Annotated in this window: 15 protein-coding genes; 6 read left to right on the plus strand and 9 right to left on the minus strand. The window is 73.1% G+C overall.

Annotated elements, in window-relative coordinates:
* The 4 genes from Pen02_RS07040 to Pen02_RS07055 form a co-directional block, all read right to left on the minus strand.
* Positions 1–756 carry a tRNA(His) guanylyltransferase Thg1 family protein gene (locus Pen02_RS07040; protein WP_203865100.1) on the minus strand — a complete coding sequence of 252 codons (756 nt, stop codon included), beginning with the start codon at positions 754–756 and terminating at the stop codon, positions 1–3.
* A gap of 15 nt (positions 757–771) precedes the next feature.
* Positions 772–1,362 carry an HD domain-containing protein gene (locus Pen02_RS07045; protein WP_203865101.1) on the minus strand — a complete coding sequence of 197 codons (591 nt, stop codon included), beginning with the start codon at positions 1,360–1,362 and terminating at the stop codon, positions 772–774.
* A gap of 182 nt (positions 1,363–1,544) precedes the next feature.
* Positions 1,545–1,769: a DUF397 domain-containing protein gene (locus tag Pen02_RS07050; protein ID WP_203865102.1), complete on the minus strand. Its 225-nt coding sequence runs from the start codon at positions 1,767–1,769 to the stop codon at positions 1,545–1,547.
* 1 nt (position 1,770) lies between these two features.
* Positions 1,771–2,616, minus strand: a complete 846-nt coding sequence (locus Pen02_RS07055) for a helix-turn-helix domain-containing protein (RefSeq protein ID WP_203865103.1) — start codon at positions 2,614–2,616, stop codon at positions 1,771–1,773.
* A 469-nt stretch (positions 2,617–3,085) separates the two neighbouring features.
* Between Pen02_RS07055 and Pen02_RS07060 the strand changes: the two genes are divergently transcribed.
* Positions 3,086–3,307, plus strand: a complete 222-nt coding sequence (locus tag Pen02_RS07060; RefSeq protein ID WP_239140202.1) for a hypothetical protein — start codon at positions 3,086–3,088, stop codon at positions 3,305–3,307.
* 142 nt (positions 3,308–3,449) lie between these two features.
* Here the strand turns inward: Pen02_RS07060 and Pen02_RS07065 are convergent, their stop codons facing one another.
* Together Pen02_RS07065 and Pen02_RS07070 are read right to left on the minus strand one after the other, a co-directional pair.
* Positions 3,450–4,670 (minus strand): tetratricopeptide repeat protein, encoded by a 1,221-nt coding sequence (locus Pen02_RS07065; protein ID WP_203865105.1) that lies wholly within the window; start codon positions 4,668–4,670, stop codon positions 3,450–3,452.
* The gene (locus Pen02_RS07070) at positions 4,670–6,028 is read right to left on the minus strand and encodes an ATP-binding protein (protein ID WP_203865106.1); all 1,359 of its coding nucleotides are present in this window, start codon (positions 6,026–6,028) and stop codon (positions 4,670–4,672) included. The genes Pen02_RS07065 and Pen02_RS07070 overlap by 1 nt, the downstream gene beginning before the upstream one ends.
* 302 nt (positions 6,029–6,330) lie before the next feature.
* Here Pen02_RS07070 and Pen02_RS07075 point away from each other — a divergent pair, with 302 nt between their 5' ends.
* Positions 6,331–7,425, plus strand: coding sequence for a D-alanine--D-alanine ligase family protein (locus Pen02_RS07075; protein WP_203865107.1), 1,095 nt, complete (start codon positions 6,331–6,333; stop codon positions 7,423–7,425).
* A 127-nt stretch (positions 7,426–7,552) separates the two neighbouring features.
* Here the strand turns inward: Pen02_RS07075 and Pen02_RS07080 are convergent, their stop codons facing one another.
* Complete coding sequence (locus tag Pen02_RS07080) at positions 7,553–8,230, minus strand: DUF3515 family protein (protein ID WP_203865108.1); 678 nt, start codon at positions 8,228–8,230, stop codon at positions 7,553–7,555.
* Positions 8,231–8,464 carry an Lrp/AsnC ligand binding domain-containing protein gene (locus Pen02_RS07085; protein WP_203865109.1) on the minus strand — a complete coding sequence of 78 codons (234 nt, stop codon included), beginning with the start codon at positions 8,462–8,464 and terminating at the stop codon, positions 8,231–8,233.
* Positions 8,465–8,706: 242 nt separating this feature from the next.
* Here Pen02_RS07085 and Pen02_RS07090 point away from each other — a divergent pair, with 242 nt between their 5' ends.
* Positions 8,707–9,645 carry a thiamine-phosphate kinase gene (locus Pen02_RS07090; protein ID WP_203865110.1) on the plus strand — a complete coding sequence of 313 codons (939 nt, stop codon included), beginning with the start codon at positions 8,707–8,709 and terminating at the stop codon, positions 9,643–9,645.
* Between the two features lie 105 nt (positions 9,646–9,750).
* Positions 9,751–10,218: a GNAT family N-acetyltransferase gene (locus tag Pen02_RS07095; RefSeq protein ID WP_203865111.1), complete on the plus strand. Its 468-nt coding sequence runs from the start codon at positions 9,751–9,753 to the stop codon at positions 10,216–10,218.
* A gap of 152 nt (positions 10,219–10,370) precedes the next feature.
* On the opposite strand, the gene rpmB is transcribed toward Pen02_RS07095, so the two are convergent.
* Positions 10,371–10,562 carry a 50S ribosomal protein L28 gene (gene rpmB, locus Pen02_RS07100; RefSeq protein WP_101370273.1) on the minus strand — a complete coding sequence of 64 codons (192 nt, stop codon included), beginning with the start codon at positions 10,560–10,562 and terminating at the stop codon, positions 10,371–10,373.
* Positions 10,563–10,918: 356 nt separating this feature from the next.
* Between rpmB and Pen02_RS07105 the strand changes: the two genes are divergently transcribed.
* Together Pen02_RS07105 and recG are read left to right on the plus strand one after the other, a co-directional pair.
* On the plus strand, positions 10,919–12,562 hold the full coding sequence (locus Pen02_RS07105) for a DAK2 domain-containing protein (protein ID WP_203865112.1): 1,644 nt from the start codon (positions 10,919–10,921) through the stop codon (positions 12,560–12,562).
* A 69-nt stretch (positions 12,563–12,631) separates the two neighbouring features.
* Positions 12,632–14,920 carry an ATP-dependent DNA helicase RecG gene (gene recG, locus Pen02_RS07110; protein ID WP_203865113.1) on the plus strand — a complete coding sequence of 763 codons (2,289 nt, stop codon included), beginning with the start codon at positions 12,632–12,634 and terminating at the stop codon, positions 14,918–14,920.
* Positions 14,921–14,924 lie beyond the last annotated feature (4 nt).

Consider the following 14,924-nt stretch of genomic DNA (forward strand, 5'->3'; position numbering starts at 1 on the left):
TCAGGACCGGGTGGTGGCGATCCGTTCGACCAGGTCGCGGTAGTCGGCCTTCATCGGCAGCTCGCGCTCGATCCGCAGCCGGCGGCGGGTGGTGACCGCCTCGGTGCCGCGCACCGGGTCGTGGCCGGGGCGCTGCTGGCTCTCCCACCAGAGGCCGACTCCCCGGCGCTGCCAGGCGGGCAGCTCGGCGAAGTTGATCCCGTGCTGGAACAGCAGCTCGTTCTTCTCCGACGTGCTTGCCCCGTCGAGGGTCCGAGTGGCGTCCCGGGCGGAGTGGCCGGCCTGGCGCAGCGTCCAGTAGCACCAGCCGTTCAACGCGCAGCGGGCCGCGTCGGACTGCCGCCAGGAGAAGTAGTCGACCACGTCGCCGACGTCGACGCCCAGCCAGAGCCGGGAGTCGAAGTGCGCCGACTCGCCGGCGGCCCGGGTGAACTCGGCGCTGGCGATCCCGGCCGAGATCGACACCAGCTTCTCCACCCCGCCGCCGAACAGGCCGTGGTCGGGGGCAAGCAGCACCGAGATCTCGTCGCTCTCGGTGTACGCGTACCGCGCGCCCAGCTCGGTCAGCAGCGTCCGGGCGGTGTCGACCATCAGCTCCCCGAACCGGGGGTCGAACGGCTTGTCGAAGTGTTCCTCGGTGAACCGGGTGAAGCCCCGGCCGTCCAGCCGGAGCACCGTCCAGGCGCCGGGCAGCACCCGCAGCGAGTGGAAGTACTCCCGGGCCCGCTGTCGCGACTCGAACTCGTCGTCCCGCATCGTCGCTCGCTCCGGTCAGTCGGTCGGGTAGCGGGCCTGGAAGTCGAGGCGCGCGTCGGCCTGCTCGGCGATCCGGCTCAGGACGTCGTCGAGTTCCAGGAACGCCGCCCAGCGCTGCTGGTCGCCGACGACGGCCAGCCGGTCCACGACCCGGTTCTCCAGGTCGGTTTCGCGCCGCCCCTTCCAGACCTTGTCGGCGAGGCTGACCAGCAATTCCTCGATCGTCACGTCCGGGGAATCCCAACTGGCGTGGGTGGCGGCGAACCGGGCCAGGTCCGGATGGACGCCGTACCCGAGCAGGATCTCCTCCCCGGCGGGCTCGTGCCGGGAGCCCGGTCCGGAGAGTTCCTCGGGGTGGCGGGTCTTGCCGATGTCGTGGGTGGCCGCGCCGAACAGCACCGCCCGGTGGTCGACGGGAAGGTCGGGGTGGCGCTGCCCGAGCCACTCCAGGAGTTGCGCCGCGACGTCGTGCACCGCCCGCAGGTGCGCGGCCAACCGGGCCGGGGCGTGCAACGCGAGAAGCAGTTCGGCGGCCTCCGCCGGCAGTGGCCGCAGCGGCGGCGTACCGGGATCGGCGAGGGCGCGGTGCAGTGGGGTGGCGGTCACGACGATCAACATTAGCGACGCGGCCGGGAGCCGTCGGCCGAGTTTTTCCCGGGGTCCTTGGACCGCCACACCCCCTGCCCGCCGACCCGGACCGGCGGAACAGGGGGCGTGGGGCACCGGAGCTGGGCGGGCCGAGCCTTGCCGGGGGGACGCAGCTCGGTGACCGCCTGACCTCCCCCCGGTCAGGGGAGAATGGGGGAGGCGTCCAGCGCGGTGGTGAATGCGGTCCAGGCGGCCGGTGTGAAGAGCAGCACCGGTCCGGCGGTGTCCTTGGAGTCGCGGATGGCCACGGCGTCGTCGGCGGCCCCGGCGAGCAGGGCGAACTCGACGCAGGCGCCCTGGTCTCCGCTGTGGCTGCTCTTGCGCCAGGGGGCCCGGCCGAGCAGGTCGGTCGTCTCCGGTGACATCTCACAGTCCTTTCAGGAGGCGGTTGATGGTGTCGCGGCTTTCCGCGGGACTCAGCGCGACGGCCCGCAGGTGTTCCATGATCTTCGCGCAGGTCCGCAGGTCGTGCGGCCGGTCGAGGATCAGTTGTCCGGCGACCGTCTCCACCGAGGCGAGGGTCGGATCCTCCGGGTCCTCGAATTCGAGGATGTGCAGTGACCCACGGGTGCCTCGGTGGTAACCGGCCTTGAGCGGGATGACCTGGATGGTCACGTTCGGCAGCTCGGACATCTTGAGCAGGCTCTTCAGTTGCGCCGCCATCACCGCGTCGCCGCCGACCGGGCGGAGCAGCGCGCCCTCGTCGACGATGGCGTCGAAGATCGGCGGGTCGGTCTCCTTCAGTCGTTCCTGCCGGCCGATCCGGATCTGCACCCGCTGCTCCACCTCCTCGTCCCCGAGGGTGTGCGGCCCGCCCCGCATGATCGCCCGGATGTACTCCGTGGTCTGGAGCAGGCCGGGCACCACCGACGGCTCGAAGTTGGCGATGGCGGTGGCCTCGGCCTCGACCGCGATGAAGTCGATCGTGCGGCGGTCCAGGATGTACGAGTAGGAGACCCACCAGCCAGGCTTCCGGGCCTCCTTGGCGAGCGCCACCATGTCCTCCAGCTCGCTCTCCGGCCGCTTGTAGAGCGTGAGCAGGGCGCGTACCGAGGCCGGGCTGACCATCGTCTGCGCGTTCTCGTACCTGGAGAGCGTGCTGCGGGTGCTGTTGATCTCGTCGGCGGCCTGTTCGAGGGTGAGCCCGGCCGCCTCGCGGGCGTGACGCAGGGCGATCCCGAGGCGGCGGGCACGGAACGACTTCGGAGCCATGCATCGATCCTGTCACATGGAACCGGGAATGTGTGCATGAGAGAAGGTACGTGAGAGTTGCATTCACGCGTTCACAACTGGCAATCTGTCATCACGTCCTCACCGCCGGTGGTCGTGTCGACGGTGGCTGTGGGTGACCGAAGGGGAATGAGGCGCACGGCGATCGGACCTTCCCGTACCCGATCGCCGTGTCCCTCCCGCCGGCAAGCGGACCTGGAGGTGACAGATGACCGCGACCCCGTGCTGGCCTCGGGTTTCCCGATGCCGGTGGTGTGCGCGACCCGTGTTGCGGGACAACGAGGGGGCGTGGATCCACACCGACCTGGCCTACGTGTGCCGGGACCGGTGGGGTGGGCTGGCCGGCACGACGGCCCAGCCGGAGGCGGCCCGCCGTGGCCGCTGACCGGCACGGACATCGGAGTGACCGCGGGTGGGGAGACCACCCGCGGTGTCGGCCGGGGCGGTCACGGTGACCCGGTTCCTGGTGGTGCTCACCGACGTGCGCCCGCTGACCAAGGAGGGCCGGGACGAGCGGATCGAGCCGGAGCGGCGCCGTCAGGTGGTGGGCGCCACCAGCCGGGAGGCCGCCGACCGGATCGCCAGCGCCTTCACGGCACTGGGCATGGTGCGGGCGGGGCGGCAGCGGGTCAAGGTGCTCGCCGTCGGCCGGAAGAGGTCACTGGCCGCCTGACCACCGACCCCGCCAGCCGGGCCGACCGGCCGGGTCGAGCCGGTGCGGCCGAAAGTCAGCCAGGTTGGCCGGCCCGAGTTGGGCCGCTGCGGCCGGGAATCCGCCAGTCGGTCGCCCGAACGAGGCCGGTGCGGCCGGAGGATCAGTCGGGCCGACTGCCGGAACGGAGCCGGTGCAGCCGGAACCAGGCCCGGCGGACCAGCAGGCCCACCTCGACCGCAGCTCGGCTGCGCCACCTGACGATCAGGGTGAGCAGCGGAACGACCAGCGCCGTCGTGCCGACGACCACGACGGCAACCGGCGGGTACGGGCCGACCGTGAACAGCAGCATGCCGAGCAGGATCGCGGCGAGCCGGAGCGGCGCGGTGACGAACGAGAACCGGTACCGGTTGGCCCGCACCAGCGCGCGGGTCGGCGCGGACAGCCGGCGGAACCGCCAGCGCAGCAGCGCGAACACCGCCGCCGCGCCGGCCAGTGCCACCAGCACCCCGACGGCCGCCGCGACCGGCCGGGACGCGATCGCCTCCTGCGACATTCCCACCAGGAAGGCGACCAGTAGGAGCACGACGCAGCCGAGATCGGTCAGCAGCCAGATCGCCCGCCCGGCGTTGACCGTGCCGGCCCGGATGGCCGCCGGATCGTCGGGCACCGTCTGGAGCACTCCGGCCATCGCCGGCGAGGCGCGTACCGCCCGGCCCCGGTCGCTGTCCAGGCTGGCCAGGCCGTACAGCGCCGACACGTCGTCGGGGGCGAGCCGCAGCGCCTCCAGGTAGGCGGCCCGGGCCCGCCCGAACTCGGCCATCCGGCGCTGCACCCTGCCCTCGGCGACGTGCGCCCAGACACTTGCCGGGTCGAGTTCCCGGGCCCGCCGGGTCGCGGCCAGGGCGGCGAGCACCTTCCGGGTACCCCGGCCGCGCAGCAGCGCCTCGGCCCGGGCGAGTTCGTTGCGGGCGTCGTCCGGATCGAGGGTACGGGCCAGTTCGGCGGCTGCCAGCGCCTCGGGGATCCGGCCCAGGTGGCGCAGTGCCAACGACCTGTTGCGCTGCAACTGCGGGTTGTCCGGGGTACGTCGGGCCGCGATGTCGAGCACCGTGATCATGTCGCTCCAGCGGCCCTCCCGCTGGTAGCAGTGGCCGAGTACCTGGAGGGTGTGGCTGTCGCCCGGGTCGGGGCGCAGCGCCTCGGTGACCAACGGGTACGCCGCCTTGACCCGGCCGACCGCGGCGAGCTGCAACGCCCGCTCCAGCAGTGACGCCTTGACGTCCGTGGCCGGGCCGGCGGCCGGTGCGTCCCCGTCGGCGGTCGAGCCGGTCCCGGTCCCATCGCCGCCTCCTCCGGCCCCGGCTCCGACTCCGGCGGTCATCAGAGCAGCTTTCGCCGCTTGAGGTAGCTGACCAGGTCGTCGTACACGCCGCCCTCGTTGGCGAACATCGCGACGTTGCGGGCGGTGGCGAACCACGGCTTGGTGGACGGGCGCACGTCCTTGAGAGCCCGGTCGAAGTCGCGCTGCTCGATCATCCGTACCTCGCCGCGCCGGATCGAGTCCGCCATCGCGTACTCGGCGGCGGACTCGCAGAGGTGCGCCAGGTCGGCGCCGGAGAAGTCCTCGGTGGCGCCGACGATCCGGCGTACGTCGATGTTGGCGATCGGCCGGTCCCGGAGGTGGTACTCCAGGATCGAGGTGCGGGCCGGCGCGTCCGGCGGCAGCACCAGGACCACCCGGTCGAGGCGGCCCGGCCGGCGCAGTGCGGGGTCGACGTCCCACGGGGTGTTGGTGGCGGCCAACACGAAGACGCCCTCGTTGTTGCCCTCCACACCGTCGAGTTCGGCGAGCAGTTGGTTGCCGATCGTCCGCATCCCGCTGGAGGTGACCTTGGAACGCTTGTGCCCGAGCGCGTCGACCTCGTCGAGGAAGAGTACGCACGGCGCGCTGCGCCGGGCCGTCTGGAACAGCTCGTGCAGGTTGCGCTCGGAGTTGCCGATCCACATGTCCAGCACGTCCACGATGGACAGTGAGATGAACTTGGCGCCCATTTCCCCGGCGATCGCCTTGGCCAGGAACGTCTTGCCGCAGCCGGGCGGGCCGTAGAGCATCAGGCCGCCGCGCAGGCTCTTGCCGTACAGCTTGCGCAGTTCGGGGTTGCGCAGCGGGCCGAGGAAGGCCAGTTCGAGCCGTTCCTTGACGTCGGTCATCCCGCCGACGTCGCCGAGCCGGACGGTGGAGATCTCGACGTCGAACATCCGGTCGGCGTCCCCGGTCACCGGTTCCGGCTGGTCACCGGCGGGCGAGAAGCGCGGCGGTACCACGTCCGCGAGTTCCTGCTCGTAGGCGGCGAGCGGATCGTCGCCGGGCAGCCCCGGGCCGGGGTGCGGCCGGGCCGGGCGCTCCGGTCCGGTGCCGGTGCCGCCGGCCGCCGGTCCGGTCGGTACGCCGGTCGCTGCGCCGGATGCAGCAGTGCCCGATGCGGGAGTGCTCGGTGCGGAAGTGCCCGGTGCGCCGGTGCCCGGTGCCGGCGTGCCGCCGCCGAGGGCGCGTTGCATCAGCGTCTGCGCCTGCGGGTCGGCCGGATTCCGGGCGAGTGCCTGCCCGACGTGCGCGATCGCCTCGGCGGCGCGGCCGGCGTCGAGCAGCAGCCCGGCCAGATGCAACCGCAGCGGGACGTCGTCCGGGTTCGCGTCGACCGCGGTGGTCAGGCTGTCGATGACCGAATCGGAACTCACAAGACGAGCAGCCTAGACGGCGCCGCCGACGGGGGCGACACACCGGTAACACGGTTCGCTCCGATCCCTCGGATGCCCGTCCGCCACCGGTTACCCGTTGTGCTCGCGTCGCTTCCTCCGGTGGAGGTTTCCCGGCGCTGAAAAGGGGTGTAGGTCCGGAAGTTCGCCACGCAGAGTAGGGTCACCCGGTGAGCGCCGGCCACCGGCGGCGGCCGGGGGCCCGGGCGGACCGACCGGCCATAGTGACGCGAACGATCAGCGGTGACGCCGACCAGCGGTGACGCGAACGAAAGGTGACCGGAGTGACCACCCCAGGCAAGACCCGCGTGGCCGTCGTCTTCGGCGGCCGCAGTACGGAGCATGCGATCTCCTGCGTCAGTGCGGGCAGCATCCTCGCCGCCCTGGACCCGGACGAGTACGACGTGGTTCCGGTGGGCATCACCCGGGCGGGTCAGTGGGTGCTGACCGACGGTGACCCGGCCCGGTTCGCCATCACCGACCGTCGACTGCCGGAGATCACCGCCGCTGCCGGCGCCACCGTCGTGCTGCCGGCCGACCCGACCGGCGACGGCCTGATGGTGCTGGACCCGGCCTCGGGGCCGCAGGCGCTGGCCGGGGTCGACGTGGTCTTCCCGGCCCTGCACGGCGCCTACGGTGAGGACGGCACCATCCAGGGGCTGCTGGAGATGGCCGGCATCCCGTACGTCGGCGCGAACGTCTTCGCCTCGGCGGCGGCGATGGACAAGGAGTTCACCAAGAAGCTGGCGGTCGCCGAGGGCATCCCGGTGGGGCCGTACGTGGTGCTGCGCAGCGGGGTGAGCCTCACCGAGGAGGACAAGGAGCGGCTCGGGCTGCCGGTCTTCGTCAAGCCGTCCCGAGCGGGTTCGTCGGTCGGGATCAGCAAGGTCACCGACTGGGCGGCTCTCGACGCCGCCGTCGCGCTGGCCCGGCAGGTCGACCCGAAGGTGCTGGTCGAGGCGGCGATCATCGGCCGCGAGATCGAGTGCGGGGTGCTGGAGGCCGAGGCCGGTGGCGGCCCCGAGGCGTCGCTGCTGGCCGAGATCCGGGTCGCCGAGCACGACTTCTACGACTTCGAGGCCAAGTATCTCGACGCGAGCGACTTCGACATCCCGGCCGACCTGCCGGACCGGGTGACCCGGCAGGTGCAGGACTACGCCTGTCGTACGTTCACCGCGCTGGACTGCGCCGGTCTGGCCCGGGTCGACTTCTTCGTCACCCCGGAGCTGGACGTCTACCTCAACGAGATCAACACGATGCCGGGGTTCACCCCCACCTCGATGTTTCCGCAGATGTGGTCGGCGACCGGACTGGAGTACCCCAAGCTGGTGAACCGGCTGATCCGGACCGCGCTGCGTCGAGGCACCGGTCTGCATTGACGAACGTCCGTACGCCGCTCGTCCGGGGGCGGTCGGCCGGGCCGGGGACGGTACGGCGTGCCGGATCCGCGCCGGTCCGGAGATGTTCCCCCGTCGTGGGTGCTGGTCAGCCGGCGCTGGGTGCCGGTCAGCCGGCGCAGCCGGACGGCACGTCCGGCACCGAGGGTACCGAGGCGACCAGGGTTTCCGACACCGGTGCCGCCCACTGCACCGTCTGCTCCTGCTTCGCCGGCACGGTGAGCCGGACCGGCACCTCACGGTCCACAGTGGTCAGTACCAGGCCGTCGGTGCCGTGTTCGGTGAACCAGCAGACCCCGTTGACCATCCAGAGGTCGGCGACCGCCGGAACACTCGGCCGGGCGACGCCGCAGGCCAGCGTGACGGCCGGGTCGCCGTACGCGGCGTTCTGCTCGGGACCGGCGGTGACCGGCCGCTGGCCGAGGTCGCGGAGCGTGGCGGGCAGCCGGGACAGCAGAGCCCGACAGACGGTGGCCGGTCGCTCGGCCAGCGCCGGGGCGGCCATCTGCACCGGAGTGGTCGCCTGCGGGGCGGCCGAGGTCGGCGTCGGGGCGGGCCGATCGGCCGGGTCCGGGTTGAGCTGGCCGAAGACCAGTACCGCGACGAGGGCGGTCAGCGGCAGGGCGACCACCGTGGCCCAGAGCGCCGCCTGTCGGGTGGTCCGGTCCGGCCCGTTCGGGGTCGGTGAATCCACCGCACCGGCCACCGCCGCCCCCGGCCCGGTCCGTGCCGTCCCCGGCGTGGTCTGCGCTGCCTCCGGCTGCTCTGGCCTCGTCGCCCGCTCCACTTACAACCGCACCACGGAGCAGGTGAGCGTGCGGGTGATGCCGGGCACCAACTGCACCTTGCTGACGATCATCTTGCCCAGCTCGTCGACGGTGTGTGCCTCGGTGAGCACGACCACGTCGTACGGCCCGGTGACCGCGTCGACCCGGACGACTCCGGCAATATCCGAGATGTGCGCGGCCACGTCACGTGCCCTTCCGACCTCAGTCTGGATGAGGATGTACGCCTGGACCACGACCCGCCTCCCGTCCGCCGCCGAGCGGCTAGACCGTGAAAATACCGTACGGAGCAGGTCGGATCCCGATCGGTGGTCGGAGGAGACACGATGAGCGATCGAATCGGCCGGCCCGGTGCGGTTGCGGTACCGGGCCGGGGAGTGGCTGGCGGTAGCTGGCCGCAGGCCCGGCCCGAGCCAGAGTTAGTACAGACCGGGGCGGATCGGGTCGGACCGGGCGACGAGTGTGCGCGGAGGTCGATGTGAGCGTCGCGCGGGCCGGTGAGTTCGGCCTGATCGCCCGGGTCACCGCCCGGCTGGGCACCGGCCACGCCACCCTGCTCGGTCCAGGCGACGACGCGGCGGTGGTACACGCCCCCGACGGCCGGGTGGTCGCCTCCACGGACGTACTGGTCGAGGGCCGGCACTTCCGTCGGGACTGGGCGAGCGCGGTGGACATCGGGCATCGGGCGGCGGCGGCGAACCTGGCCGACGTGGCCGCGATGGGCGCGGTGCCGACCGCGCTGCTCGTCGCGCTCTGCATGCCGCCGGACCTGGAGGCGCAGTGGGCCGAGGAGCTTGCCGACGGGCTGGCCGCCGAGGCGGCCCGGGTCGGCGCGAGCGTGGTCGGCGGGGACATGTCGGCCAGTCCCACCCTCACCATCGCGGTCACCGCCCTCGGTGACCTGGGCGGCCAGGCCCCGGTGGTGCGCAGCGGGGCACGGGCCGGCGACGTCGTCGCGCTGGCCGGCCGGCTCGGGTACGCCGCCGCCGGCTACACGGTGCTGTCCCGAGGGTTCCGCACCCCGAAGGTACTGGTCGAGGCGTACCGGCGGCCCGAGGTGCCGTACGGGGCGGGTCCGGCGGCGGCCCGGTTCGGCGCCACCGCGATGATCGACGTCTCGGACGGGCTCCTCGCCGACCTCGGACACGTGGCTACGGCGAGCCGGGTCGCCATCGACCTGCTCGGCAGCGCCTTCGAGGTGCCGGAGCAGATGCGGGACGCGGCGCACGCGCTCGGGGTGGATCCGCTGGCCTGGGTACTCGGCGGCGGCGACGACCACGCACTGGTGGCGACGTTTCCGGAGGACCTGCCGCTGCCCGGCGGGTTCCGGCTGATCGGCCACGTGGTGCACGGTGCCGGGGTGACCGTGGACGGGCGGGCGTACAAGGGACCGGGCGGCTGGGACCACTTCCGCTGACCTGACCTGACCTGCCCGGCCCGGCCCGTTGAGCGGGTGTGCCGGACCGGCGCGGACGGCACCCGAGATCCGTAAGGTGCGGTCACGGGTCGTACCCTTTACCGCGTGACCGAGCTGGATATCCGCGTCGTCCCCTACGACTTTCCTGACGCGCGGGAGTTGGTCGTCGCCGCGCTCGCCGACCTGGCCCAGCGGTACGGCGGTGTGGGCGACGAGACCCCGGTGGCGGTGAGCGAGTTCGCGCCGCCGGCCGGCGCCTTCCTGGTGGCGTACCTCGACGGGCTGCCGGTGGGCTGCGCGGGGTGGCGCAGCCACGGTGACACCGGCGAGATCGCCGAACTCAAGCGGATGTACGTCTCCCCGGTGGCGCGGGGGCGCGGCGTGGCCCGCCGGGTGTTGGCGGCGGTCGAGGACTCGGCCCGGGAGTACGGGCGTCGCCGGCTGATCCTGGAGTGCGGCGACCGGCAGCCGGAGGCGATCGCGCTCTACAAGGGCAGCGGCTACGAGCGCATCCCGGACTTCGGCTACTACCGCGACCAGCCGGACGTCCTCTCCTTCGGCCGCTCGCTCTGAGCAACCCGACCCGACCAGCCCCGTACGGCATCCGGAAGCCGAATACGGCCCACCCGGACGGCGCGGCGTACCCGGACGGGGTCTGACGCGCACAGCGACAGCCGCCGGAGCGGTTGCTCCGGCGGCTGTCGCGCGTCAGGTTGTGCCCAGGCTCAGGCGCGGGCGACCTTGCCGGCCTTGATGCACGAGGTGCAGACCTTGAGCTTGCGGGTCGTGCCGCCACCCGCCGGGGTACGCACCGACTGGATGTTCGGGTTCCAGCGACGGTTGGTCCGCCGGTGCGAGTGGGACACGTTGTGGCCGAAGCCAGGCCCCTTGCCACAGATGTCGCACACGCTAGCCACGGGATACTCCTGGGAATTGATCGTCGTCAGGTCGCCGGGCAGGGTACTGACCGGGCAACCTGGTCAGGTTACCCGATGCCCTGGCCGCCGGGCGAATCGGCTCCGCCGGTCCCGGCGAACCGGTGACCGCGCCGGCCCGCCACAGGACCGCCCGCCGGGCGCCAGCGGTGACAGGAGACGGCTGGCGGGACGCCGCCGGCCCGCCATCGGGTGATTCGCAGGGTGGCAGCGATGGCCGGAGCCGGCTGGCGGGACCGCGCCGGCCCGCCATCGGGTGATCCGCAGGGCGGCAGCGGCGGCCGGTGCCGGCTGGCAGCGCCAGCGCGGCGTCAGAGTACGCCAGTAGGCTTCTCGCCGTGCTGGAGACCCTCGACGCCACGGCCCTGCACCGGTGGTGTGCCGGCGGGTTGGCCGCGCTCAAGCGGCACCAGGACGAGATCAACCAGCTCAACGTCTATCCGGTTCCCGACGGTGACACCGGCACCAACCTGGTGCTGACGATGAGCTCGGCCGAGCAGGCGCTGCGGCTCGAACGGGACGATCCGGGCGTCGACGGACAGCCGGCACACGCCCGGGTGCTGCGGCTGCTGGCCCGGGGTGCGCTGCTGGGCGCCCGGGGCAACTCGGGCGTGATCGTCTCGCAGCTCCTGCGCGGCCTGGCCGACGCCCTCGGCGACATCCCCGTGGTCCGGGGCCGGGCCCTTGCGGTGGCGCTGCGGGCGGCCAGCACGGCGGCGTACTCGGCGGTGGCCGAGCCGGTGGAGGGGACCGTGCTCAGTGTCGCCGCGGCTGCGGCGACCGCCGCCGGGCGGGCCGACACCGACGATCTTCCGGTGGTGATCCGGGCCGCCGCGACCGCCGCCGACGAGGCGCTGGCGCGTACCCCGGAGCAGTTGCCGGCGCTGGCCCGGGCCGGTGTCGTCGACGCGGGCGGGCGTGGTCTCTGCGTACTGCTGGACGCGCTGGTCGAGGTGGTCACCGGTGCCGCTCCGGTTCGGCCGGCGTCCGCCCCGGCACCGCCGCGCCGGCCCCTGGCCGCCGCCCGGGAGACCGGTTCGACGGAGTACGCCTACGAGGTGCAGTTCCTGCTCGACGCCGACGCCCCGGCCGTACGCCGACTCCGGGCCGAACTCGCCCGGCTGGGCGACTCGCTGGTGGTGGTCGGGGACGGGGCCGACGACGCCACCGGCCCGTCGACCTGGAACGTGCACGTACACGTCAACGACGTCGGTGCGGCGATCGAGGCCGGGGTGGTGGCCGGCCGGCCGTACCAGATCTCGGTCACCCGGTTCGAGGACCAGGCGGCCGACGCGGCCCGGCCGGAGTCGGCGCCGGTGCCGGCCGGGGCGCCGGAGCGGGCGGCGGTGGTGGTCGCCGCCGGTCCCGGGCTGGCCGCGATCTTCGCCGCCGAGGGTGCGGTGGTGGTGCACGGCAACCCGTCCGCCGGGGAACTCCTCACGGCGGTCCGGTCGACCGGCGCGGCCCAGGTGGTGGTGCTGCCGAACGACCCGAACACCCAGGCGGTGGCCCGGGTGGCGGCCGAGGAGGCGCAGCCGTTCGGGATTTCGGTGAGTGTGGTGCCGACCCGCTCTCCGGTGCAGGCGCTGGCCGCGCTCGCGGTCCGGGATCCGGCTCGCCGGTTCGCGGACGACGTGATCGCGATGGCCGAGGCGGCCGGCGCCTGCCGGTACGCCGAGGTCTGCCACGCCTCCCGGGAGGCGCTCACGGTGGCCGGCCGCTGCCAGCCGGGCGACGTGCTCGGGCTGGTCGACGGCGAGGTGCACCTGATCGGCAACGACCTGGTGCAGACCTGCGCCGCGCTGCTCGACCGGATGCTCGGCGGTGGCGGCGAACTGGTCACCCTGCTGCTCGGTGCCGACGCGCCGGACGACCTGGCGGAGATCGTCCGGGCCCACCTGGCCCGGCGCTGGCCCTTCGTCGAGGTGCACCACTACTCCGGCGGTCAGCCGTTCTACCCGTTGCTGGTGGGAGTCGAATGACGCTGCCGGGGAAGCCGGCCGGGTGGGTACCCGGGGGAGTGGTCGGATGACAGCGCACGTGGAGGGCCGATGACAGCGGACGGTGTGACCTCGGCCGGAACGGATCGTGCCTCGGCGGGGGCGGGTCAGACCTCGGCGGGGGCGGGTCAGACCTTGGCCGACCTGGAGACGCCGCTGCGCAAGCTGGTCGGCGAGAAGACTGCGAAGGCGCTCGCCAGCCATCTCGACCTGCACACGGCCGGCGACCTGCTCTACCATTTCCCCCGCCGGTACGACGAGCGTGGCGAGCACACCGACATCCGCTCGTTGGAGGTCGGGGAGCAGGTGACGGTGCTCGGCCAGGTGCAGCGTACGGCGGTCCGGCCGATGCGCCAGCGCCGGGGAAACCTGCTGGAGGTGACCGTCGGGGACGGCTCCGGCGGGGTACTGACGCTGACCTTCTTCGGCAACCAGGCGTGGCGGGAGCGGGACCTGAAACCCGGCCGGTGGGGGATGTTCGCCGGCAAGGTCACCGAGTTCCGGGGCAAGCGCCAGCTCAACGGCCCGGAGTACGTCCTGCTCGGCGACGGTTCCGACGGCGGTGAGCCCGGCAGCGGCGGCGAGGCGGGGGAGGAGATCGAGGAGTTCGCCGGTGCGCTGATCCCGGTCTATCCGGCAGCGGCGGCGGTGCCGACCTGGGTGATCGCCCGCTGCGTCCGGGTGGTGCTGGACACCGTCACCCCGGCGGAGGATCCGCTGCCGGCCACGCTGCGGGCCACCCGCAACCTCGTCGGGCTGGCCACCGCGCTCCGCGAGATCCACCGGCCGGCGAGCAAGGAGGAGCTGTACCGCGCCCGGCACCGGTTGAAGTGGGACGAGGCGTTCGCCCTGCAACTGACCCTGGTGCAGCGCAAGCACCGGGCGTCGGCCTGGCCGGCGCAGCCCCGGCCGCGCCGCGAGGACGGCCTGCTGACCGCGTTCGACGGCCGGCTGCCGTACGAGCTGACCGCCGGGCAGCGTGCCGTCGGCGAGGAGGTCGCGGCGGACCTGGGTACCGCGCATCCGATGCACCGGCTGCTCCAGGGCGAGGTCGGCTCCGGCAAGACGGTCTGCGCACTGCGCGCGATGCTCCAGGTGGTCGACGCGGGCGGCCAGGCCGCGCTGCTGGCCCCGACGGAGGTACTCGCCGCGCAGCACTACCGGGGCATGCTCGACCTGCTCGGTCCGCTCGGCCGGCGTGGCGAGCTGGACGGCGACCCGGAGGGTACCCGGCTGGCCCTGGTCACCGGCTCGCTCGGCGCGGCGGCCCGGCGCCGTGCCCTGGAGACCGTCGCCGCCGGGGAGGCCGGCATCGTCGTCGGCACGCACGCGCTGCTGTACGAGGGCGTCGATTTCGCCGACCTTGGACTGGTGGTGGTGGACGAGCAGCACCGGTTCGGGGTCGAGCAGCGGGACGCGCTGCGGGCCAAGGCCGAGCAGCCGCCGCACGTGCTGGTCATGACGGCGACGCCGATCCCGCGCACCGTGGCGATGACCGTCTACGGCGACCTGGAGATCTCCACCCTGTCCCAGTTGCCGCGCGGCCGGTCGCCGATCGCGTCGCACGTCGTACCGGCGGCGGAGAAGCCGGCGTACCTGGACCGGGCCTGGCGCCGGTTGCGCGAGGAGGTCGCCGCCGGCCACCAGGCGTACGTGGTCTGCCCGCGCATCGGCGACCAGGCGGCGACCGCCGAGGAGGTCGGTGCAATCGGCGAGGACGGTCGGCGTCCCCCGCTGGCGGTGGCCGAGGTGGCGCCGCTGCTCGCCGAAGGTCCGCTGCACGGACTGCGGATCGGCGTACTGCACGGCCGGCTGCCGGCCGACGAGAAGGACTCGGTGATGCGTACCTTCGCCGCCGGCGACCTGGACGTGCTGGTGGCGACCACGGTGATCGAGGTCGGGGTCGACGTGCCGAACGCCACCGTGATGATCGTGCTCGACGCCGACCGGTTCGGCGTCTCGCAACTGCACCAGCTCCGGGGCCGGGTCGGCCGGGGCTCGGCGGCCGGGCTCTGCCTGCTGGTCACCGAGGCGGTCGAGGAGTCGCCGGCCCGGGAACGACTGGACGCGGTGGCCTCCACCACCGACGGGTTCCGGCTGGCCGAACTCGACCTGGAACAGCGGCGCGAGGGGGACGTACTCGGGGCGACCCAGTCCGGGCGGCGTTCGCACCTGCGGTTGCTGTCGCTGCTCAAGGATTCCGAGCTGATCCGCAACGCCCGGGTCGAGGCGATCGCACTCGTCGAGGAGGACCCGGAACTGGACCGGCATCCGGCCCTGGCCGCCTCGGTTGCCGCCCTGGTCGACGAGGAACGCGCCGAGTACCTGGAGAAGGGCTGATCGG

It is taken from the genome of Plantactinospora endophytica, assembly GCF_016862915.1.
Classification (GTDB): Bacteria; Actinomycetota; Actinomycetes; order Mycobacteriales; family Micromonosporaceae; genus Plantactinospora; species Plantactinospora endophytica.